The sequence below is a fragment of the Streptomyces sp. NPDC008139 genome (genome assembly GCF_042957025.1).
Classification (GTDB): domain Bacteria; phylum Actinomycetota; class Actinomycetes; order Streptomycetales; family Streptomycetaceae; genus Actinacidiphila.
Genome location: NZ_JBIBHM010000010.1, coordinates 1 through 22,834, shown reverse-complemented (window position 1 = coordinate 22,834; position 22,834 = coordinate 1). Strand labels below are relative to the sequence as shown.

Annotated in this window: 10 protein-coding genes; all 10 read left to right on the top strand. The window is 73.7% G+C overall.

Annotation, left to right across the window (positions count from 1 at the left end; all coding sequences use genetic code 11):
• Positions 1-44: 44 nt before the first annotated feature.
• Positions 45-1,388: a tryptophan 7-halogenase gene (locus tag ACFZBB_RS21885; RefSeq protein ID WP_391124788.1), complete on the top strand. Its 1,344-nt coding sequence runs from the start codon at positions 45-47 to the stop codon at positions 1,386-1,388.
• On the top strand, positions 1,388-10,276 hold the full coding sequence (locus ACFZBB_RS21880) for a beta-ketoacyl synthase N-terminal-like domain-containing protein (RefSeq protein WP_391124785.1): 8,889 nt from the start codon (positions 1,388-1,390) through the stop codon (positions 10,274-10,276). The genes ACFZBB_RS21885 and ACFZBB_RS21880 overlap by 1 nt, the downstream gene beginning before the upstream one ends.
• Positions 10,273-14,985, top strand: a complete 4,713-nt coding sequence (locus ACFZBB_RS21875; protein ID WP_391124782.1) for a beta-ketoacyl synthase N-terminal-like domain-containing protein — start codon at positions 10,273-10,275, stop codon at positions 14,983-14,985. Before ACFZBB_RS21880 ends, ACFZBB_RS21875 begins: the two co-directional genes overlap by 4 nt.
• A 64-nt stretch (positions 14,986-15,049) precedes the next feature.
• Positions 15,050-16,687 (top strand): FAD-dependent oxidoreductase, encoded by a 1,638-nt coding sequence (locus ACFZBB_RS21870; RefSeq protein WP_355334782.1) that lies wholly within the window; start codon positions 15,050-15,052, stop codon positions 16,685-16,687.
• A 36-nt stretch (positions 16,688-16,723) separates the two neighbouring features.
• A complete protein-coding gene (locus ACFZBB_RS21865; protein WP_391124779.1) occupies positions 16,724-18,376 on the top strand; it encodes an NAD(P)/FAD-dependent oxidoreductase in 1,653 nt (550 codons plus the stop codon).
• Positions 18,366-18,950 (top strand): flavin reductase, encoded by a 585-nt coding sequence (locus ACFZBB_RS21860; protein WP_391124776.1) that lies wholly within the window; start codon positions 18,366-18,368, stop codon positions 18,948-18,950. The genes ACFZBB_RS21865 and ACFZBB_RS21860 overlap by 11 nt, the downstream gene beginning before the upstream one ends.
• Positions 18,951-18,952: 2 nt before the next feature.
• Positions 18,953-20,782 carry an AMP-binding protein gene (locus ACFZBB_RS21855; RefSeq protein WP_391124773.1) on the top strand — a complete coding sequence of 610 codons (1,830 nt, stop codon included), beginning with the start codon at positions 18,953-18,955 and terminating at the stop codon, positions 20,780-20,782.
• A gap of 34 nt (positions 20,783-20,816) precedes the next feature.
• Positions 20,817-22,418, top strand: a complete 1,602-nt coding sequence (locus ACFZBB_RS21850) for a carboxyl transferase domain-containing protein (RefSeq protein ID WP_391124770.1) — start codon at positions 20,817-20,819, stop codon at positions 22,416-22,418.
• On the top strand, positions 22,415-22,645 hold the full coding sequence (locus ACFZBB_RS21845) for an acyl-CoA carboxylase epsilon subunit (RefSeq protein WP_391124768.1): 231 nt from the start codon (positions 22,415-22,417) through the stop codon (positions 22,643-22,645). Before ACFZBB_RS21850 ends, ACFZBB_RS21845 begins: the two co-directional genes overlap by 4 nt.
• A gap of 105 nt (positions 22,646-22,750) precedes the next feature.
• Positions 22,751-22,834, top strand: an 84-nt coding sequence (locus ACFZBB_RS21840; protein ID WP_355335748.1) for a biotin carboxylase N-terminal domain-containing protein, incomplete at its 3' end; no start/stop codon positions are given.

Sequence of the window (22,834 nt, the reverse complement as noted above, 5' to 3'; positions counted from 1 at the left end):
GTGCCGAGGCAGGGCCCGTCCGATCCGACTCAAGAGGAGCAGTCTTGTCCGCAGTCGACTATGACATCGGGATCATCGGTGGGGGCCCGGCAGGCTCCACCGCGGCCTCATACCTGACCAGGGCCGGACTCACCGTCGCGGTCTTCGAGGGGGAGACCTTCCCCCGCGAGCACGTCGGCGAGTCACTGGTGCCCGCCACGACCCCCGTACTGCGCGACATCGGCGCGCTCGACCTCGTCGAGCAGGCCGGATTCCCCCGCAAATTCGGCGCGGCCTGGACGTCCGCGGCACCGGCCGGCATCCCCACCATGGGCTTCGGCGGCCTCTCGCACGGCCTCGGCGCCGCCGAGATCGAATTCGACGAGCGCGACCAGCCCGGCGTGCTCCAGGCCCACACGTACCACGTGGACCGGGGCAAGTTCGACCAGCTCCTGCTCCAGCACGCCGCCTCCTGCGGCGCGAAGGTCTTCGAGAACACCCGCATCGGCAGCGTCGACTTCTCCGGCGAGCACCCGGTGATCCACCCCGTCCGCGACAAGGACGCCGGTGTCACCGTCCGCATGGTCGTGGACGCCAGCGGGCGCGGCACGATGCTCGGCCGCCAGCTCAAACTCAAGGTTCCCGACCCGGTGTTCAACCAGTACGCGGTGCACACCTGGTTCGACGGCCTGGACCGTACGGCCCTCTCGCACGACAAGAAGAAGGCCGACTACATCTTCATCCACTTCCTGCCGCTGACCGACACCTGGGTCTGGCAGATCCCGATCACCGACACCATCACCAGCGTCGGCGTCGTCACGCAGAAGAAGCACTTCACCGCCTCCAAGGACGACCTGGAGGGCTTCTTCTGGGAGTGCGTGGGAAGCCGCCCCGAACTGCGCGCCGCGCTCGAGGACTCCGAGCGCGTACGCCCCTTCAAGGCCGAGGGCGACTACAGCTACGGCATGAAGGAGATCACCGGCGACAACTTCGTGCTGATCGGCGACGCCGCGCGCTTTGTGGACCCGATCTTCTCCAGTGGCGTCAGCGTCGCGCTCAACAGCGCCCGCATCGCGACCAAGGACATCATCGCGGCGGCGGAGGCCGGGGACTTCAGCAAGTCCCGCTTCACCGAGTACGAGCGGACCCTGCGGCGCGGGGTGAGCAACTGGTACGAGTTCATCTCCATCTACTACCGGCTGAACATCCTGTTCACCGCCTTCGTGCAGGACCCCAGGTACCGGCTCGACGTCCTCAAGATGCTCCAGGGCGACGTCTACGACGACGACGAACCGCGTGCGCTCGCCGCGATGCGGAAGATCGTCGCCACGGTCGAGAACGATCCCGACCACCTCTGGTACAAGCACCTGGGCAGCCTGTCCGCGCCCTCAGCGGCGGCGCTGTTCTGATGACCGATCAGGCCCCGGAGGCGGTGGCGATCATCGGTGCCGGCTGCCGCTTCCCGGGCGGCGTGGCGGACCTGGCCGGATTCTGGCGGGTGCTGCGGGACGGCACGGACGTGATCACCGAGATCCCGCCGTCCCGCTCCGACCTCGCCCGGCACTACGACCCGGACCCCGACGCGCCAGGCCGGACGTACACGCGCTGGGGCGGTTTCATCGAGGACGAGACGCGTTTCGACGCGGAGTTCTTCGGTATCGCCCCTCGCGAGGCCCGGCAGATCGACCCGCAGCAGCGGATGCTCATCGAGGTCGCCTGGGACGCGCTGGAACACGCCGGGATCGTCCCCGGCAGCCTCGCCGGCACCCGTACCTCCGTCTTCTCCGGCGGCCTGAGCGTCGACTACTTCCTGCGGCACTCCCGCGAGGCGGGCGTCCGCGGTATCGACCCCTGGTACGCCTCGGGCAAGGAGGCCAGCTTCGGCCCCGGCCGGCTGTCGTACCTGCTCGGCCTCAACGGCCCGAGCGTGGCGCTGAGCACCGCATGCTCCTCGTCGCTGGTCGCCGTGCACCTCGCGCGGCAGAGCCTGCTCACGGGGGAGTCCGACACCGCGCTGGTCGGCGGCGTCAATCTGCTGCTCTCCGCCGAGCTGACGGTGTTCATGTCCAAGGTCGGCGCCATGGCCAAGGACGGGCACTGCAAGGTCTTCGACGCGGCGGCCGACGGAATCGTCCGCGGCGACGGCTGCGTGGTGCTCGTCCTCAAGCGGCTGACCGACGCGCTCGCCGACGGCGACCGCGTGCTGTCCGTGATCCGCGGCTCCGCCGTCAACCACGACGGGCACAGCGCGGGACTGACCGTGCCCAGCGCCGCCGCCCAGCAGTCGCTGCTGCGGGACGCCCTGGCCGCCGCGGACGTACGGCCCGACGAGATCGGCTACGTCGAGGCGCACGGCACCGGCACCCCGCTCGGCGACCCCATCGAGATGAGCGCGCTCGCGCGGATTCTCGGCGAAGGACGCGACGCGGAACACCCGCTGCTGGTCGGCTCGTTGAAGACCAACTTCGGGCACACCGACGGCGCGGCGGGCGCGGCCGGTCTCCTCAAGGCGGCACTGGCCGCACAGCACGGCGAGATCCCCCCGCATCTGCACCTGGACCGGCTCAACCCCGGTATCCGCTGGGACCGTTGGCCGGTGCGGGTGCCGACGGACCTCACCGCGTGGCCGGACGGCGGCGGGCGGCGGCTGGCCGGCGTCAGCGCCTTCGGGCTCAGCGGCACCAACGCCCATGTGATCGTCGAGGCGCCGCCCGCGGTCGCCCCGCCCGCCGAGGCGGTACAGGACCGGCCGTCCCGGCTGCTCCTGCCGGTCTCCGCGCGCTCCGGCGCCGCGCTGCGCGAGCTGGCCCGTGCGCACCGCGACCGGCTGCTCGACCAGCCGGAGGCCGAACTGGCCGCGTATGTCACGGCGGCGGGCACCCGGCGCACCCAACACCGCGAGCACCGCATCGCCGTCACCGGCAGGACCGCCGCCGAACTCGCCCAGGAACTCGGCGCGTTGCTGGAGACGTCTCTCGACTCCGCCGTGCCGGACCTGGCAGCGGAAGAGCGAGGCGGCGCGCAGTGGGGCGGCACGGACGCCGGGGACTTCGGCGACCCGGGCGACCCGGGCGACGACCTGCCGCAGGTCTGCTTCGTCTTCTCCGGGCAGGGCGGCCAGTGGACGGGCATGGGCCGCGAACTGCTGGCCCACGAGGACGCCTTCCGGACCGAACTGACCCGCGTGGACGAGCTGATCGCCGCGGAGGCGGGCTGGTCGGTGATCGGCGAACTGACCGCGGACGCCGAGCACTCCCGGCTGACCCGGACCGAATTCGCCCAGCCCGTGGTCTTCGCCGTGCAGGTGGCCGCCGCCGCACTCTGGCGCTCCTGGGGCGTGGAGCCCGCCGCCGTCATCGGGCACAGCATGGGCGAGATCGCCGCCGCCCACGTGGCGGGCGCCCTCACCCTCACCGACGCCGTACGCGTCATCGTGCACCGCGGACGCCTCCTTCAACGGGCCGAGGGCGGCGGCCGGATGGCCTCCGTGGCCCTCCCCGAAGCCGACCTGCTGCCGCTGCTCGCCGCATACGGCGACGACGTGACCGTGGCCGCCGTCAACGGTCCCGCGAGTACCGTCGTCTCCGGACGCACCGAGGCCGTCGAGGCCCTGGGCGCCGAACTGGCCGAGCTCGGCCACGGCTACCGCGCGATGCCCGGCGAATACGCTTTCCACAGCGCGCAGATGGCGCCCTACCGGGACGAACTCGTCGCACTGCTCGACGAGATCACACCGGCGAAGCCGCGCGTGCCGGTCCACCTCACCTGCGAGCCGGGCGCCGATGGCCCCTTCGGGGCCGACTACTGGGGACGCAACCTCCGCCAGCCGGTCCGCTTCTCCGCCGCGCTCGGCCGCGCCCTCGACGCCGGTCACCGCCTCTTCGTGGAGCTGGGCCCGCACCCGGTGCTCGCCCAGCCCGTGGTCCAGAGCCTGGAGGACCGGGGCGTCGACGGGCTCGTCGTCCCCACTCTGCGCCGCGACACCGACGATGTCGCCACCGCGCGCACCTCGCTGGCCAGGCTCTACGCCGCCGGGGTCGACATCCGCTGGCCCGAGGTCAATCCGGGACCCACGTCCGTCACGGACCTGCCCGGCTACCCGTGGCAGGGCGACAAGCTGTGGTTCGACATCCCCGCGCCCGACGCGCACTCCGACGCCGAGACGCTGCCGCAACTGAGCGCACTGCACGGTGAGTTGAAGCTGTACGACGAGGCCGGGCGGCTCGTCGCCGAGACCGTGGGGCTGCGCCTGAGCACTCCGGGTGCGCCGCTGTCCGAGACGGCGCCGCCCGCCCTGCCCGCGCCGGCGGACGCCGCTCCGGCGACCCCGGCGCGCCCCAGCCGCGACCAGCTCGCCGACCTGGTCGCGGACGCCGCCGCGGAGGTGCTGGGGCTGGCCTCCGGCACCACCGTGGCGCGCGGTCGCGGCTTCACCGACCTCGGCATGGACAGCCTCGGCGCCGTCGAGCTGTGCAAGGTGCTGGAACGGTCCGTGCCGCTGCGGCTGCCGAAGACCGCGGCCTTCGACCACCCCACCGTGCGGCGGTTCGCCGACTACCTGGACGGACTGCTCGGCGACGCCCCGGCGCCCGCGCCCGCCGTATCCCGTACGACCGACACGGCGGCCGTGTCCCGTACGACCGACACGCCCGCCGCGCCGGCCGCGCCGACCGGCACACCCGGCGCGCCCGAGCCGATCGCCGTCATCGGCGTCGGCTGCCGCTTCCCCGGCGGCGCCGAGGGCCCGGACGCCTACTGGCGGCTGCTGACCGCGGGCCGCGACGCCGTACGCCGCGCCCCCGACGGCCGCTTCGACGACCCGCGCGTGTGGTGGGGCGGCTTCCTGGACGACGACCCGGCGGGCTTCGACGCACCGTTCTTCCGGATCCCGCCGCGCGAGGCCAAGGTGATGGACCCGCAGCAGCGGATGTTCCTCGAAGTGGCCTGGGAGGCGCTGGAACACGCGGGCGTCCCGCCGACCTCCCTCGCCGAGTCCCGCACCGGGGTCTTCCTCGGCATGAACTCCACCGACTACGCCCAGATCGTGGGCAGCCACCCCGACAACGTGGACGCCTTCTACGGCACCGGCACCTCCTTCAGCGCCGCCGCCGGCCGTCTGTCGTACCTGCTCGGCATGCGCGGCCCGAGCCTGGCCGTCGACACCGCCTGCTCGTCCTCGCTGGTCGCGGTGCACCTCGCGGTGGCCAGTCTGCGCTCGGGCGAGAGCGACCTCGCGGTCGCGGCGGGCGTCAATCTCATCCTCGGCCCCACCATCCACCGGGCCAGCGACGCCGCCGGGGCCCTCGCGGCCGACGGCCGGTGCAAGACCTTCGACGCCACCGCCGACGGTTACACGCGGGGCGAGGGCTGCGGAGCCGTCATCCTCAAGCCGCTGTCCGCCGCCCGGCGCGACGGCGACCGGGTCCTTGCGCTGATCCTCGGCTCCGCCGTCAACCAGGACGGCGCCAGCAGCGGCTTCACCGCCCCCAACGGTCCCGCGCAGGAGACACTGCTGCGCGCCGCACTCGCCGACGCCCGCGTCGGCGCCGACGACATGGACTACGTCGAGGCGCACGGCACCGGCACCCCGCTCGGCGACCCGATCGAACTGCGGGCGCTCGGCGCCGCGTTGGCCGGCCGGACGGCCCAGCAGCCCTGCCTGGTCGGCTCGGTGAAGACCAACATCGGCCATCTGGAAGCCGCGTCCGGCATCGCGGGACTCATCAAGACCGTCCTGGCCCTGCGGCACGAGACGGTGCCCGCGCACCTGCACTTCACGCGGCCGAGCCCCGACATCCCCTGGGACGAACTGCCCCTGGACGTCCCGACGGAGGCCCGCCCGTGGGCCCGCGGCGAGCGCCGCAGGGTCGCCGGGGTCAGCGCCTTCGGCTTCAGCGGCACCAACGCGCACATCGTGCTCGCCGAGGCCCCCGCGACCGACGCCTCCGACGCCTCTGATGCCCCCGGCACCTCCGACGCCGACGACGGCGCGGCCCTGACCGCCCGCCTCCACGTCCTGCCGCTGTCCGCCGCGTCCCCCGCCGCACTGCGCGACCGGGCCGCCGCCCTGCCCTCACTGCTCACCGCCGAGCCGGACGGCGACGCGATACGTGACGAGCGCGGCGCGGAACCGGCCGCCGTGGCACGGACCCTGGCCGTGCACCGCTCCCACCTCGACCACCGGCTGGTCGTCGTGGGCCGCGACCGCGCCGCGCTCGCCGAACGACTGACCGCCGTCGCCGACGGTGACAGCGTCCCCGGCACCGTCCTCGGCAAGGCCGCCGCACGCGCACGCGGCCCCGTCTTCGTCTTCTCCGGCCACGGCTCCTACTGGCCCGCCATGGGCCGCTCCCTGCTGGCCGCCGACCCGGTGTTCCGGGACGCGATCGCGGACTGCGACGCCGCGCTCGCCCGCCACCTGGACTGGTCGGTGCGCGAAGCGCTGGAATCCGCGCGCGAGCCTTCGAACGAACTCGACCAGCAGATCATGCTGTTCGCCACCCAGTACGGCCTGACGGCGAGCTGGCGCGCCCTGGGCGTCGAGCCCGCCGCCGTGCTCGGCCACAGCATGGGCGAGGTGTCGGCCGCCCTGTGCGCGGGCGCGCTCGACCTTGCGCAGGCCGCGGAGATCATGGTGCGCCGCACGCACCTGCTGCGGGCCCTGGTCGGCCAGGGCGGCATGGCCGTGGTCGGCCTCGACGCCGACCGCACCGAGGACGAACTGGCACCGTACGGCGACCGGTTGTGCGTCGCCGTGGTCAACAGCCGACAGTCGACCGTGGTGTCGGGAGAGACGACCGCACTGGAGGAACTGGGCGCCCGAATGCGCGCGCGCAACGTGTTCTTCCGTGCGGTCAACGCCGGCGGCCCGGCCCACAGCCCCTGGGCCGAGCCGCTGCGCGAACAGCTTGTACACGCCCTGACCGGCCTGGCCCCGGCCGCCCCGCGCCTGCCGATGTACTCCTCGGTGGACGGCGCCCCGCTCGCCGCCGATACCCCCCTGGACGCCGCCTACTGGGGCCGGAACCTGCGGCAGACCGTACGGTTCGCCGACGCCGTACGGGCAGCGGCGGCGGACGGACACGACACCTTCGTGGAGCTGTCCGCCCACCCCATCCAACTCGTGCCCATCGAGCAGGAGTTGCGGGCCGCGGGCACCGACGGACTGTTCGTGCCGTCGCTGCTGCGCGACCAGGACGGCCCGGAGTCGCTGCTCACCGGGCTCGGCGCCCTGCACGTCGGCGGCCAGGCCGTGGACTGGCCGCGGCTGCACCCGGGGAACGGCCCGCTCGCCGAGATGCCGACCTACCCGTGGGAGCACAAGCGGTACTGGGTCGACCAGCGCGACGCCGCCCCCGCGAACAAGGGCGCCCACCCGCTGCTGACCCGCGACGTCCGCACCCCGTCGGGCCGCGTCGTGGAGACGGACCTCGACGCCCGTACCGCCACCCGGCTCGGCGCCGAAGCTGTGGGCGCCGCACTGCGGGTGCCCGGCGCCACCTGGCTGGAGCTGGCCGTCGCCGCGGCCCGGACCGCCTTCGGCCCCGGCCGCCCCGTCCGCCTTGAGGACATCACCCTCGACCGCCCCCTACTGGTCCCGGTCGACGGCTCCGTCACCACCCAACTCACCCTGGAACGCGCCGCGTCGGGCGACCGGCCGGGCCTGGCGCTCACCTTGTGGGAGCCCGCCACCGACACCGCGCCGCGCCCCCGCCGCCTCGCCTCGGGCCGCGCCCTGCCAGGACGCGCGCCGTCCGACACCGCCACGGAGGCCCCGCCGCACCCGCGCGGCCCGGTCGACGAGGCCCTGCGCGCCTGGGTGGCACGGCACGCCACCGGAGACTGCGCGCCGACCCCGGAATCGGCACGGACCGCCGACGGCCGCATCGAACTCGAACTGCGGCTGCGCCCGGCCACCATGCGCTGGCACCTCGCCCCCGACCTCCTCGAACTCGCCCTGCGGCTGCCCACGTTCCTGCTGTCCGCCGACCCCGCCGACCCGGCGCCGCTCCCCGCCTCCCTCGACAGCCTCACCCTGTACGCGGCCCCCGACGACCGGGTCCTCGTCACCGCCGCCCTGCGCCCCAAGACCGCGGGCGACCCGACCGCCGACATCCGCCTCACCAGCGCCGAGGGCCGGCCGCTCGCCGAGATCACCGGCCTGCGCCTCGCCCCGCCGCGAGGCCGCGTCCTCAACCAGGAGGAGACCGCGCGCCTCACCACCAGCCTGTACGTACTCGGCTGGCAGGAGCGCCCGCTGACGGTCCGTCAGTCCGAACAGCGGCCGGCCGAGACCCCGGCTCGGCTCGACGCCGGAACTCCGCAGCGCAGCTTGAGCGCCCATGTCCCGGCCCAGCGGGACGGCCTCGGCGGCTCGCGGACCGACGACGACCCGTCCACAACGGCCGGCGGAGCGGGGGCGCCCCTGACCGGGCCCGTCACCGTCGTCCTCGCCGACCGCGGCGGCGTCGCCGAAGAACTGGCACGGGCACTGGCCGCACAAGGGCGGCCCACGACCCTGCTGGCGGCCGACGGCGAGCCCGACGCCGTACGGCAGCGACTCGCCGACGCGCTGCGGGAGTTGCGCACCGGGCCCGGCTGCCGGGACGTCGTGCACCTCGGGGCGCTGGACCTGCCGGAGCGGGACGAGCCCGACCCCCTCGCCGTGGCCGACGCGTGCGCGGGGGTGACGGCGGTCGCCTCCGTGACGGCGGCGGTCGGCAGCGGCGCACGCGTGCTGTACGTGACGCGGGGCGCGGTCGCGGTGGACGAGCTGGAGCTGCCCGCCGCCGCACAGGCACCGCTGCGGCAGTCCGCGATCGTCTCCGGCGTGGAACGCCCGACCGCCTGGGGCGCCGCGCTCGACCTGGACCCGCTGACCTCGGGCGTGGAGGAGGACGCGGCGGCCGTCACGGCCGAACTGCTCGCCCACGGCGCCGACCGCGCCGGAGGCGAGGACGTCGAGGACCAGATCGCGCTGCGCGCAGGACGCAGGCTCACCGCCCGGGTGCTGCGTGCCCCGGCCCCGCCGCCGCTGTTCGAGCCGGTCGAACTGGCCGCCGACCGCAGCTATCTGGTGGCGGGCGCGGAAGGACCGCTGCCCGACCGGGTGGCCGCCTGGCTGACCGCGCGCGGCGCGGGCCGCACGCTGGTCGTGCCCCGCGTCGAGGACGCCAAGCAGGCGACCCGGCTGATCGAGGACGAGGCCGCGGCCGGACACCCCGTCGCGGGCGTGGTCTGGCTCGGCGTCGGCTGGAATCTGCCGATCGACCAGGAGCCGACCGCCGCCGCGATCGCCGAGGCGGTCGAGGACCGCGCCCGCGGCGCGTGGCTGCTGCACCAAGCAGCGCTCGACACGCGTACCGACCTGGACCTCTTCCAGGTGTGGGGCACCGTGGCGTCGGCCTGGGCGGCGATCGGGGCGGGCGTGCAGGCCCCGGTGGACGCGCTGCTCACCGCCCTCGCCGGGCACCGGCGCGCCCTGGGCCTGCCGGTCTGCGGGATCGCCTGGGCGCCCTGGCTCGACGTGGATCTGCTGGACCGCGACAGCGCCAACCGGCTCACGCGCAGCGGCATGCGCCCGCTCCCGCCCGGCATCGCCGTGGAACTGCTCGACCGGATCACCGCGGCGGGCCTGACGGGCGCCGCCGCGGCCGACGCCGACTGGGGCCTGCTGCTGCCGCTCTACCAACAGGCCCGCCCCTGGCCGCTCTTCGACGCCCTGGCCGCCGAGGCGGCGGCTGCGCCCGGTGACTCCGGCGCGCTGCTGGACAAACTGCGCTCACTGCCCGACGCGGCGCGCGGCGATCTGCTGCTGGAGTGCGTCCTGGAGGAGGTGGCGGTGGTGCTCGGCCTGGACGGACCCGGCGAACTGGAGCCCCGGCAGGGCTTCTTCGAGCTGGGCCTGAACTCCATCACGGCGCTGGAGATGAAGGTACGGCTGGAGCGCCGCTTCGGCAGCGCGCTCCCCGCGACCCTCGCCTTCGAATACCCGACGGGCGACGCCGTGGCCGGATTCCTCGCCGCCGAGGTGGTTGGCGGATCGGGCGACGAGCGGTCTCACGCGCCGCAGCCCGCGGCCGACAGCGTCACCCGTACCGCAGACACCGGACCCGCCGAAAACGCCGCGACCACCGGACGCGCCGAAAGCACCGAAGGCGCCGCGGACAAGGCCACCGTCACCGGCGACCTCACCGACGAAGACGACTACGACGACCCCGACGACGCGGACCTCTTCGCCCGTCTGGACGCCGAAGTCGCCGCCGTGAACGCCCTCATCGAGGGAGACAAGCGATGAACCAGCCCACCGACGGTGCCGGACCCCGCGCATCGGACCGTACGCCGGAGCGCGCACCGGACCAACGGTCCCGCCTCGCCCAGGCATTGGAGACCATCGGGCGGCTGCGCACGATGGTCGAGGACCAACGGGCCGCGCTGCACAGCCCGGTGGCCGTCATCGGCGTCGGCTGCCGCTTCCCCGGCGGCGCCGACTCGCCCGAGCGCATGTGGGACCTGCTGCGCGACGGCGTGGACGCCATCGGCCCCTTCCCGCGCGACCGTTGGGACACCGACCCGTACTACGACCCCGACCCCGAGGCGCCCGCGAAGGCGTACGTCGTGGAAGGCGGCTTCCTGGACAGCGCCGACACCTTCGACGCACAGCTCTTCGGGATCGCGCCGGGCGAAGCACTCGGAATGGACCCCCAGCAGCGAATCGCGCTCGAAGTCGCGTGGGAGGCGCTGGAGCGGGCCGGCATCCCGCACGACTCGCTGGACGGCTCCCGCACCGGCGTCTACATCGGCGCGAGCACCAGCGACTACGTACGGCTGCGGCAGCAGTACGGCGACCCGGCCGCGATCGACGGCTACCAACTCCTCGGCGAGAACAGCTTCATCGCCGGACGCATCGCGCACACCTTCGGGCTGCGCGGACCCGCGCAGGTCGTCGACACCGCCTGCTCCTCCTCACTGGTCGCCGTCCACCAGGCGTGCCAGGCCCTTCGCCTGGGCGAGACCGATCTGGCACTGGCGGGCGGGGTCAACGTGATCCTGTCCCCGTACGGCTTCGTGCTGGTCAGCAAGGCCGGGGCGGTCTCGCCCGACGCCCGCTGCAAGGCGTTCGACGCCTCCGCCGACGGCTACGCACGCGGCGAGGGCTGCGGTCTGGTGGTGCTCAAGCGGCTCAGCGACGCGGTGGCCGACGGCGACCGCGTGCTCGCCGTCATCCGGGGCAGCGCCGTCAACCACGACGGCCACGCCAGCGGCATCTCCGTACCCAGCGGCAAGGCGCAGCAGGAGGTCATCCGCGCGGCCCTCGCCGACGCGGGAGTCACCGCCGACCGGATCGGCTACGTCGAGGCGCACGGCACCGGCACCGCCCTCGGTGACCCCATCGAACTGCGCAGCCTGGAGACCGTCCTCGGCGCCGGCCGTTCGGCGGATCACCCCGTCTACGTCGGGTCGGTGAAGACCAACGTCGGCCATCTGGAGGCGGCGGCGGGCATCGCCGGGCTGATCAAGAGCGTGCTCGCCGTCGGCCACGGCGAGATCCCGGCGAGCCTGCACTTCCGCACGCCCAACCCCAACGTCGACTGGGACGCGCTGCACCTGCGGGTCGCCGCCGAGCACACCCCGTGGCCGTCCGACGGGCAGCCGCGCACCGCGGGCCTCAGTTCGTTCGGCGCCAGCGGCACCAATGTCCACCTCGTCATCGAGGAACCGCCCGCCATGACCACCGAGCAGCCCGAGCCGAACCCGCAGCCGGGGCGGCAGGCGGAAGTGTTCGTCGCGTCGGCCCGCAGCGAACCGGCGCTGCGTGAACTCTCCCTGCGCTGGGCCGACTTCCTGCGCGCCAACCCGGCGACCCCGCTGGACTCCGTGGCCCGCACCATCGCCGCCGGCCGCTCACCGCAGCAGGTCCGCGCCGCCTTCACCGCCCGCGACACCGCCTCGCTCGCCGACCGGCTGCACGACTTCGGGACCGGCGACGGCGGCCCCGCCCCCCGCCGCGCCCAGGCCGCGCACCGCGTGAAGACCGCCTTCATGTTCACCGGCCAGGGCGCCCAGTTCGCAGGCATGGGACGGGAGTTGTACGAGGCCGAGCCGGTGTTCCGGCGGGCTCTGGAGCGCTGCGCCGAGATCGTCGACCCGGTCCTGGACCGACCGCTGCTGGAGGTCGTCCACCCCGTCGAGCCCGACGGCTCGCTCGACAGGACCGGCTACACCCAACCCGCGCTGTTCGCCGTCGAATTCGCGCTCGCCGAACTGTGGGCGTCCTGGGGCGTCCGCCCCGCCGCCGTGATCGGCCACAGCGTCGGCGAATACGCGGCGGCGTGCGTCGCCGGAGCGGTGGACCTGGAGGACGCGCTTGGGCTGATCGCCCTGCGGGCCCGGCTGATGGAGTCGGTGACCGCGCCCGGCGCGATGCTCGCCGTGCAACTGGACGCCCAGGCCGCCGAGCGGGCCATCGGCTCCCGCGCCGACCTGGTCGCCGTCGCCGCCGTCAACGGGCCCCAGGACACGGTCCTTTCCGGCGCCGCCGACGCCATCGCGGAGATCCGGGCGGAGCTGGCCCGCGAGGGTGTGACCGCCAAACCGCTGACCGTCTCGCACGCCTTCCACTCGCCGCTGCTCGACCCGGTCCTCGCCCCGCTGGAGGAGGCGGCGGCGAAGATCACCTTCCGTGAGCCGCGCGTCCCGCTGATCTCCAACCTCACCGGCCGGCCGCTGGACCGCGCCACCCTCGCGGACCCCGGCTACTGGGCCCGGCACGCCCGGCAGCCCGTCCGCTTCCACGACGGCGTGCTGGCACTGCGCGAGACCGGCGTCGGCGCCTTCGTGGAGATCGGCCCCGGCCGGACCCTGCTCGGCCTGGCCGCCCGCGCCCTGCCCGACCCCGACCTGCTGTGGCTGCCGTCCCTGCGGCGCGGCCGGCCCGAGGCCGAGCAGGTCCTGGGAAGCCTGGGCGCGCTGCACGCCTGGGGCGTACCCGTCGACTGGTCGCGGGTGCACGCGGCCACCGCCGACCGGCACGTGCCGCTGCCCACGTACGCCTTCCAGCGGCTGCGGCTGAACTTCCCGCTGGCCGACGACACCTCTCCCGTACTGCCCGGACCCGGCGGGGCGGTCGCGGACCCGGAAGCCGGGGACTACCCGCAGTACGCGGTGGAGTGGCGCCGCTCGCCGCGCGCGGGCCGCGCCGCGGATCCTGCCGGGCGCACCCTGCTGTTCACCGACACCACGGGGGTCGGTGAGCGGCTGGCGGCGGAGCTGTCCTCGCTCGGCGGGGAGTGCGTGCTGGCCAGGATCGGTGACGGCCCGGCCGGGCTGCCGGGCGCCCGGAGCGTCCCCGCGGGCGATCCCGCCGCGCTGCGGGCGCTGCTGGCCGACATCGGCCCGGTCGACCGGATCGTGCACCTGGCGGCCCTCGACGCGCCCGGCGGCGACAAGACCACCGTCGAGGACCTGGCGCGGGCCCGTGTGACGGGGCCCGAGACCGTGGTGCACCTGATCCAGGCGCTCGCCGAAGGTGCCGCCCAGGCGCCCGCCGGCTCCGCCCCCGAAGCCGCCACCGCCGGGGCCCGGCCGCCCCGGCTGTGGCTGGTCACGCGCGGCGCGCAGGCCACCGGCGAGGAGGAGGCCCCCGAGGGCCTGGCGGGATCGCTGCTGACCGGCCTCGCCAAGGTCGTCTCCCTGGAACACGCCGACCTGTGGGGCGGGGCCGTCGACCTGGACCCGCAAGGCGGCGCGGCCGACAGCGGCGCCGCGGAACTGGCCGAGGAACTGCTCCTCGGGGACGAGGACGACGAGGTCGCCTACCGCGGCGGCGCCCGTCTCGTCCCCCGTCTGATCCGCTCCGGCCCCCCGCCCGGCGACGCCCCGCGCCTCCAAGTGACCGGCGACGGAAGCTACTTGATCACCGGCGGACTCGGCGGCCTCGGGCTGACGCTGGCTGAGTGGCTGGTCGGCCTCGGCGTCCGGCACCTGGTCCTCACCGGCCGTGCGGGCCTGCCCCCGCGCGAGAGCTGGGACGACCCGGCGCTCCCCGCGCCCGTCGCCGAGCGGGTCGCCGCCATCCGCGCCCTGGAGACCCACGGCGCGCGGGTGACCGTCGCCGCCGCCGATGTGGGCGACGAGGCGGGCATGGCGGCGGTCCTCGCGGACATCGCCGACAGCGGGCAGCCGCTGCGCGGCGTCATCCACGCCGCGGGCCTGGCCGGGGCGCAGAACATCGCGGAGGCCGACCCCGAGTCGCTGCACGCCGTGCTGCTGCCCAAGGTCGAGGGAGCCTGGACGCTGCACCGGCTGCTGGACGGCACACCACTGGACTTCTTCCTGCTGATGTCGTCCATCGCCTCCGTGTGGGGTTCGGCGCACCTGGGCGCGTACGCCTCGGCCAACCGCTTCCTCGACGCGCTCGCCGCCTACCGGCGCGGCACCGGCGCCACCGCGCTCAGCGTGAGCTGGGGCCCCTGGCGGGTGGCGAGCGGCCTGGGCGGCGACGAGCTGATGGCCCGTCTGGAGGCCCTGGGGCTCCGGGCGATCGACCCGGAGACCGGGCTGCGGCACCTGGGCCCGCTGCTCGCGTCCGACGCCGCGCACGCCGTGGTCTCCGGCGCCGACTGGACGACGCTCGGCCCGCTGCTGGAATCGCGCCGCGCCCGCCCGCTGCTGACCGAGGTCCGCGCCGACAGCGCCGGTCCCGGCCAGGACCAGGGCCCCTCCGAACATCTGCGGGCCGTCCTGGACGCGCCCGCCGACCAGCGCGAACCGCTGCTCGACAGCTACGTCAGAACGGTCCTCGCCGACCACCTCGGCGTCGCGCTCACCGAGATCACCGACGACATCAGCCTGCTCGACCTGGGACTGGACTCGCTGGGGGTGACGCAGGTCATCGCCCGCTACCGCGCCGACCTGGCCCTGCGCCTGGAACCCCGTCCCTTCTTCGAGGAACCGGCCGTCCACTGGGCACGGCTGCTCGCCGCCGAGGTCGCCCGTCAGCACTGACCCACCGATCCGGCTGCACCGGCCGAAGCCCCAGGACACACCGCCGTATCCCAGGAGGTCGCAGATGAACACCCGCCACGACGTAGCCATTCTCGGCGCAGGCATCGCCGGTTCGATCCTGGGCGCCGTACTCGCCCGCAACGGCGCCAAGGTGCTGCTGCTGGACGCCGGCACCCACCCGCGGTTCGCCATCGGGGAGTCCACCATCCCCTACACCTCGGTGCTGATGAAGGTCGTCAGCGCCCGCTACGACGTGCCGGAGATCGCCCACCTCGCCAGCTTCCAGAGCGTACGCAAGCACGTGACCGGGGCCTGCGGCGTCAAGCGCAACTTCGGCTTCGTCTACCAGCGCGAGGGCCAGGCCCAACGGCCCGACGAGGTCAACCAGTTCGTCATCCCGAAGATGCTGCACACCGAGAACCACTTCTACCGGCAGGACATCGACGCCTACATGGCGTACACCGCCGCCTCCTACGGCGCGGTCCTGCGGCAGCAGACCCGGATCCAGGACGTCGACATCGACGGCTCGGGCGTCACCTTGACCACCGACCGCGGCGAGACCTTCCAGGCCCGCTACGTGGTCGACGCCAGCGGCCACCGCTCGCCGGTCGCCGAGCACTTCGGCCTGCGCGAACAGCCCACCCGCTTCAAGCACCACTCGCGCTCGCTGTTCACGCACATGGTGGGCGTCACCCCGTACGACGACGTCATGCGCAACCCGTCGCAGTACGGCAACCCCAGTCCGTGGCACCAGGGCACCTTGCACCACGTCTTCGACGGCGGCTGGCTGTGGGTGATCCCCTTCGACAACAACAAGGGCGGCACCAACCGGCTGTGCAGCGTCGGCCTCACCCTTGACCCGCGCCGCCACCCGCGGCCCGACGGCCCGCCGCAGCAGGAATTCGACGAATTCCTCAGCAGGTTCCCCGACATCGCACCGCAGTTCAAGAACGCCCGCCCGGTCCGCGAGTGGGTCTCCACCGGCCGGTTGCAGTACTCGACCACCAGCACCGTCGGCGACCGCTTCTGCATCACCGCGCACGCTGCCGGATTCATCGACGCGCTCTACTCCCGCGGTCTGACCAACACCCTCGAAGTCGTCAACGTCCTGGGCTACCGGCTGCTCGACGCGATCCGCGACGACGACTTCTCCCGCGAACGCTTCGCCTTCGTCGAGCAGTTGGAGCAGGGCCTGCTCAGCGCCAACGACGACCTGGTCAACAGCTCCTTCATCGCCTTCCGCGACTACGAGATGTGGAACGCGGTCTTCAGGACCTGGGCGATCTCCACCGTGCTCGGCACCTTCCACCTCGAAGGCGTCTACGACCGGCTGCGCCGCGGCGGCGACACCGGCCCGCTGCGCGAGATGGAGCACTCCAAGTACCTCGGCTCGCCCTTCCCCACCCACGACGGCTGCAACGAACTGCTGCGCCACACCACCGCCGTCAGCGAGCAGGTGGAGAACGGCACCATCACACCGCAGGAGGCGACCCGGCGGCTGTTCGCGCAGCTCTCCGCCGCCGACTTCATCCCGCCGCCGCTCAACCTCGACAAGCCGGGCAACCATTTCTTCCACGCGACCCCCGCGCGCATGGCGCGCACCGTCGCCTGGGCCCGGACCAAGGCACCCGCCGACATCGCGGGCACGGTGACCCACGCCATGCGCGGCTTCGCCATGGAACGCGTCGCGCACGGCGGCTGACCCATCCGTATCCGACCCGAACAGGTGATGGGCACCATGAGAACCGACCCCGACCACATCGGAGACGACCGGCGTGACCCGGACGTCACCGTCCTGGGCACCGGGATCACGGCCACCTCGCTGGCCGTGATCCTCGCCCGGCACGGCCTGCGCGTCCTGCTGCTCGGCGAGCACGACACGTCCGGCAGCGAGCCGGGTGAGATGACGCTGCCGTGCACCTCGTTCCTCTACGAGGTGATCGCCGAGCGCTTCCGGGTGCCGGAGATCGCGCTGCTCGCCGACGCGGGACGGGTCGGACGCGAACTGTCGTACAACTGCGGCGTGCAGCGCACCCTCGGCTTCGTGCACCACCACGAGGGCGCCGGGCACCGGCGGGCCGACTCCCTCCAGTTCAACATCCCCTCGGAGCACGGCGAGAGCCGGTTCTACCGGCCCGACCTGGACGCCTGGATGCTCGCCGCCGCCGTCGGATACGGCGCCCGGGTACGGCAGCGGGTCGGGGTCGACAAGGCCGTCGCCGAGGACGACCGGGTACGCCTGACCCTGACCTCCGGCGAGGAGATACGCACCCGCTTCGTGGTCGACACCGGCGGCCCCGACTCGGCCGTGGCCCGCGCGCTCGGCGCCGAGCGGGTCTCCGGGGGCACCGGCACGCGGGTGATCGGCGCGCACGCCGTCGGCGTACGGCCGTACGAGCGGGTCGCGCCGGTCCTCAAGGGCTCGCACCCCTGGTCGCAGGGCACCTTGCACCACGTCTTCGACGGCGGCTGGATACAGGTCGGCCACTTCCGCAACGGCTCGGGTACGCCGGCCGGCTCCGCGCTCGCCACCGTCACCCTGTCGCTGGACGCCGCCCGCTTCCCCCGGCAGGGGACCGACGGCTGGGAGGAGATCCTCGCCCGCGCCGCCCGACACCCGGCCGTCGCCGCCCAACTCGCCGACGCCCAGCCGATGTTCTGCTGGACGGCCGACTCCGGCCAGTGGCACGCCTCGCGCACCGTGGGCGACCGCATGCTGCTGCTCGACGGCTCCGCGCTCGGCGGCGACCCGGTCCTGGGTCGCGACCTCTACACCTCCGCCCAACTCGTCTACTCCGCGGCCTCCGACATCCTCGCCGCGGCCAGGGACGACGACTGGTCGGCGGGCCGCTTCCGCTATCTGGAGCGATTGCAGCACGGCATGGCGGACCGTCAGGACCGCCTCGTGGACGCCGCGTTGACCGCCAGCTCGCACCCCGCGCTGTGGAGCGCGACGGCCAGGGTCTGGCTGCTGGGCACCATGTTCGATGCGCTCTCCCTCAAGCGGAGCGCCAAGACGATGGCGTCCGGCGCCGCCGAGGCCGCCCTCACCTCGCTGCGCGCCGACCCCGCCACCGGTGTCTGCCACGAGACGCTGCCGGAATACCGCGAGCTGCTCGACTTCACCCTCGCCGCCTGCCGCGACACCGCCGAAGGCCGCGCCACCGCCCGCCAGAGCGCCGACCGGATCTTCGTCCGCCTGCGGAACGAGCCGATGGTGCCGCCCATCTACGGCTTCGGCGACCCCACCGACCGCGAGTACGTCCTCACCACCCCGCAACGGGTGCGGACCCTGCTGTGGGCGCGCAAGGAAGCACCACCGGGAGTGCTGCGCCTGGTGCGGCCCTACGGCGCGCGCGGCGGCGGAAAAGACCTCGGCCATGACGACTGACCAGGAACAGGACATTCGACGCAGACTCGCCCACCTGGGGATCGTGGACATGGAAGCAGACACCGGAACCAAGAGGTTCCCCGCCCAGGCCCTGCCGCCGGAGCCGTCCGCCATGCGCCAGGTGTGCGGGCACTTCACCACCGGCATCACCGTCGTCACCAGCGTGATCGACGGGCAATGGGTCGGCGCCACCGTCAACTCCTTCACCTCCGTCTCGCTGGAACCGCCCCTGGTGCTGTTCTGCCTGCGGCACGACTCCCGGCTGCTGGCCGCCGTCCGCGCCACCGGGACCTTCGCCGTGAGCATCCTCGGCGCGGCACAGGGCCCGGTCGCCATGGGCTTCGCCGCACCGGGACCGACCCGCTTCGACGGGCTGGACTGCCTCAGCGGCAGCGCCGGCGCGCCCATCCTGCGCGACGCCATCGGCTACCTGGAGTGCAAGGTCGCCGACGAGTACCACGGCGGTGACCACCGGATCGTGGTCGGCGCCGTCACCTCGCTCGGCACGCTGGAGGACGACGGCCCGCTCACCTTCTACCGCGGACGGCTCGCCCAGCTCGACAAGGAGCGCTGACCATGAGCATCGACCTGACGCGACAGCCCGTCGCCGAGGCCGTGCCCCCGTACCCCCACCCCTCCGCGCCGCTCGACCTGCGCACCCTGCCCGAGGTGCGCACCCTGGTGGACGCGCTGCGGCTGCGCGCCGCGACGCGGCCGGACGACACCGCCTTCGTCTTCCTGCACGACGGCGAGGAGCCGGAGGACCCGCTGACCTACGGCGCCCTCGACGCCGACGCGCGGCGGCACGCCGCCGCGCTCACCGCGGCGGGACTCGCCGGCCGCAACGCCGTACTGCTCTACCCCTCAGGATTCGATTTCGTCCGCGCCCTGCTCGGCTGCATGTACGCGGGCATCGCCGCGGCGCCCGTCCAGGTGCCCAGCCGGGTCAGCGGACTCCAGCGGCTGCGCGGCATCGCCGACGACGCGGACACCCACGCCGTCCTCACCACCGCCGCCGTGGCACGCGAGCTGCGGGAGCGGTTCGCCGACCGCCCGGAGCTGACCGGCCTGACGCTGATCCACACCGACGAACTGCCCGAGGACGCCGCCGGGGGCGCGGACCCGGAGCAGTGGCGTGGCACCCTGCCGGGACCTGGCGACACCGCGCTGCTCCAGTACACCTCGGGGTCGACCGGCGACCCCAAGGGCGTGATGGTCACCCACGCCAACTTCATGGCCAACGCGCGGGAGACCGACGACCTGTGGCCCTGCGGCCCCGGCGCCACCGTGGTGTCCTGGCTGCCGCTCTTCCACGACATGGGCATGCTGTTCGGCATCGTGCTGCCGCTGTGGGCGGGCCCGACCTCGTATCTGATGACACCCGAGGCGTTCATCCGCCGCCCGGCCCGCTGGCTGGAGGCGATCTCGCGGTTCCGCGGCACGCACGCCGCCGCGCCCGGCTTCGCGTACGACCTGTGCGTGTCAGCCGCCGCGGAGGGCCGGATCGGCCCCGGCCTCGACCTGTCGAGTTGGCAGGTCGCGGGCAACGGCGCGGAACCGGTGCGCTGGCGGACCATCGAGAACTTCGCCGCCGCCTTCGCCCCCGCGCGCTTCGACCCGCGCGCGATGTGCCCCGGCTACGGCCTCGCCGAGAACACCCTGAAGGCCACCGGCGACCGCGTCGACCGGGAACCCGCCGCCCTGTGGGTCTCCGACGACGCCCTGCGGGACGGGGCGGTCCGGCAGCTCGACGCGGACGCGCCCGGCGCCGTGCCGATCGTCGGTTGCGGCGCGCCGGAGCCCGGGACCCGGATCAGGATCGTCGACCCCGCGACCCTGAACCCGCTGCCCGACGGCCGCGTCGGCGAGATCTGGATCAACGGGCCCTGCGTGGCGGCCGGCTACTGGGGCCGCCCGGAGGCGAGCAAGGAGACCTTCTGGGCCCGCACCGCCCCCGCCGCCGACGACAGCCACGAATACCTGCGCACCGGCGACCTCGGCTTCCTCCACGACGGCACCCTGTACATCAACGGGCGGCTCAAGGACCTTGTCATCCGCGCGGGCCGCAACCACTACCCGCAGGACATCGAACTGTCCGCCGAGACCGCGGCCCCCGGCCTGCGCCCCAACTGCGCGGCGGCCTTCTCCGTGGACGACGGCAGCACCGAGAAACTGGTCGTCGTCGTGGAGGCCGACGGGCGGACCCTGCGCGAGACCGGTACGGAACGGCTGCACAGGCTTGTACGCGAGGCGGTCTGGGACAATCATCGGCTGGAGGCGGACGACGTACTGCTGGTGCGGCGCGGCACTCTGCCCAAGACCTCCAGCGGCAAGGTGCGACGCCGCGCCTGCCGACAGCTCTACACGGACGGATCGCTGGCCGACGCCGTCGTACGAAGCGGCTGACGTCCGGGCCCCGCGACGCCCGCACGGCCAGGTCATGACGCACCGAGGAGACACCGTGTCCGCAAGCCCAGGAAGAGGAACCACCGCCGAGCGGCTGTCCGAACTCACCCGCAGGCGGGCCGAGTCGGCGCGGCTGGCGACCGACGCACCGGCCGTCGCGCGCCAGCACGACAAGGGCAAGCTCACCGCCCGCGAACGCATCGACGCCCTGGTCGACCCGGGCAGCTTCGTCGAGCTGGACGCCATGGCCAGGCACCGCTGCCACGACTTCGGCATGGACCGCCAGCGTCCGCTCGGCGACGGCGTGATCACCGGATACGCCACGATCGACGGCCGCCGGGTCTGCCTGTTCGCCCAGGACTTCACGGTCTTCGGCGGCAGCCTCGGCGAGGTCTACGGCGAGAAGATCCTCAAGGTGATGGACCTGGCGCTGCGCACCGGCTGCCCCATCATCGGCATCAACGACTCGGGTGGCGCCCGCATCCAGGAGGGCGTGGTCTCCCTCGCGCTCTACGCCGAACTGGTCAAGCGGCACGTCCAGGCGTCCGGTGTCATCCCGCAGATCTCCCTGATGACCGGCCCCTGCGCGGGCGGCGCCGTCTACGCCCCGGCGATCACCGACTTCATCGTCATGGTCGAGGGCATCTCCCACATGTTCGTCACCGGGCCCGAAGTGCTGAAGACGGTGACCGGCCACCAGATCGACCGCGAGGAACTGGGCGGCGGCTACAGCCACAACGCCGTCTCGGGCAACGCCCACCACCTCGCGCGCGACGAGAAGGAGGCGTTCGAGTACGTCCGCCTGCTCCTCGGCTACCTCCCGTCGAACAACATGGACGACGCGCCCGACTACGAGGTGCGCGGCGCGGAGGAGTTCACCGCCGCCGACCTCGCGCTCGACGAGCTGATCCCCGACGAGGCCAACCGGCCCTACGACATGCACCAGGTGATCCACACCGTCCTCGACGACGGCGAGCTCCTCGAAACGCAGGAACTGTTCGCGCGCAACATCATCTGCGGCTTCGGCCGCGTGGAGGGCCGCAGCGTCGGCGTGGTCGCCAACCAGCCCTCGCACATGGCCGGGGCGCTCGACATCGACGCCAGCGAGAAGGCCGCCCGCTTCATCCGCACCTGCGACGCCTTCCACATCCCCGTCCTCACCTTCGTGGACGTCCCCGGCTTCCTGCCGGGCCTGGAACAGGAACGCGGCGGCATCATCCGGCGCGGCGCCAAGCTGATCTACGCCTACGCCGAGGCCACCATCCCCATGGTCACGGTCGTCACCCGCAAGGCGTACGGCGGCGGGTACGGCGTCATGGGCTCCAAGCACCTCGGCACCGACGTCAACCTCGCCTGGCCCACCGCCGAGATCGCCGTCATGGGCGGCGAGAGCGCGGTCACCGTCCTGCACCGCCGCGCCGTCGAGCAGGCCGAGGACCCGGCCGCCGAGCGCGACCGGCTGCGCGCCGAGTACGAACAGGCGCTGTGCAACCCGTACGTCGCCGCCGAGCGCGGCTACGTGGACGCGGTGATCATGCCGCACGAGACCCGCGGGCAAGTGGCCCAGGCGCTGCGTGCGCTCGCCGACAAACGGGTGACGCGGCTGCCGCGCAAGCACGGGAACATCCCGCTGTGAGCGGCGCGCGCGACCCCGACATCCGGGTGGTGCGGGGCGAGCCCACCGCCGAGGAGCTGGCCGCGCTGCTCGCGGTGTGGGCGGGCGCGGGCGCCGCGATCGGTGACGAGCCCGCTGCGCGACGGTCGCCTTCGCGGCGATCGTGGCGGCGGGGCACAGTCCCCGCCCCGGACCGCGGCCCCGGCCAGTGGCGGCGCGGCGGCCGGAGCGGCGGCTGGATGCCGTGAGCGCGGCCGACCGACCCGCGGCCCCTGACCGCCGCGGGGCGTCGGAGCCGGGAAGCCGCCGGAGTCGGGGAAGCCGAACCAGCCAAATGAGCCAAGGGAGCCATCGTGCGCAAGGTGCTCATCGCGAACCGCGGTGAAATTGCTGTCCGCGTTGCCCGTGCCTGCCGGGATGCGGGGATCGCGAGTGTG

Excerpts from the sequence above, each read along its gene's own strand:
- ACFZBB_RS21860 (WP_391124776.1), top strand. The coding sequence starts at position 18,366 with ATGACGACTGACCAGGAACAGGACATTCGACGCAGACTCGCCCACCTG.
- ACFZBB_RS21875 (WP_391124782.1), top strand. The coding sequence starts at position 10,273 with ATGAACCAGCCCACCGACGGTGCCGGACCCCGCGCATCGGACCGTACG.
- ACFZBB_RS21865 (WP_391124779.1), top strand. The coding sequence starts at position 16,724 with ATGAGAACCGACCCCGACCACATCGGAGACGACCGGCGTGACCCGGAC.
- ACFZBB_RS21870 (WP_355334782.1), top strand. The coding sequence starts at position 15,050 with ATGAACACCCGCCACGACGTAGCCATTCTCGGCGCAGGCATCGCCGGT.
- ACFZBB_RS21880 (WP_391124785.1), top strand. The coding sequence starts at position 1,388 with ATGACCGATCAGGCCCCGGAGGCGGTGGCGATCATCGGTGCCGGCTGC.
- ACFZBB_RS21855 (WP_391124773.1), top strand. The coding sequence starts at position 18,953 with ATGAGCATCGACCTGACGCGACAGCCCGTCGCCGAGGCCGTGCCCCCG.
- ACFZBB_RS21850 (WP_391124770.1), top strand. The coding sequence starts at position 20,817 with ATGACGCACCGAGGAGACACCGTGTCCGCAAGCCCAGGAAGAGGAACC.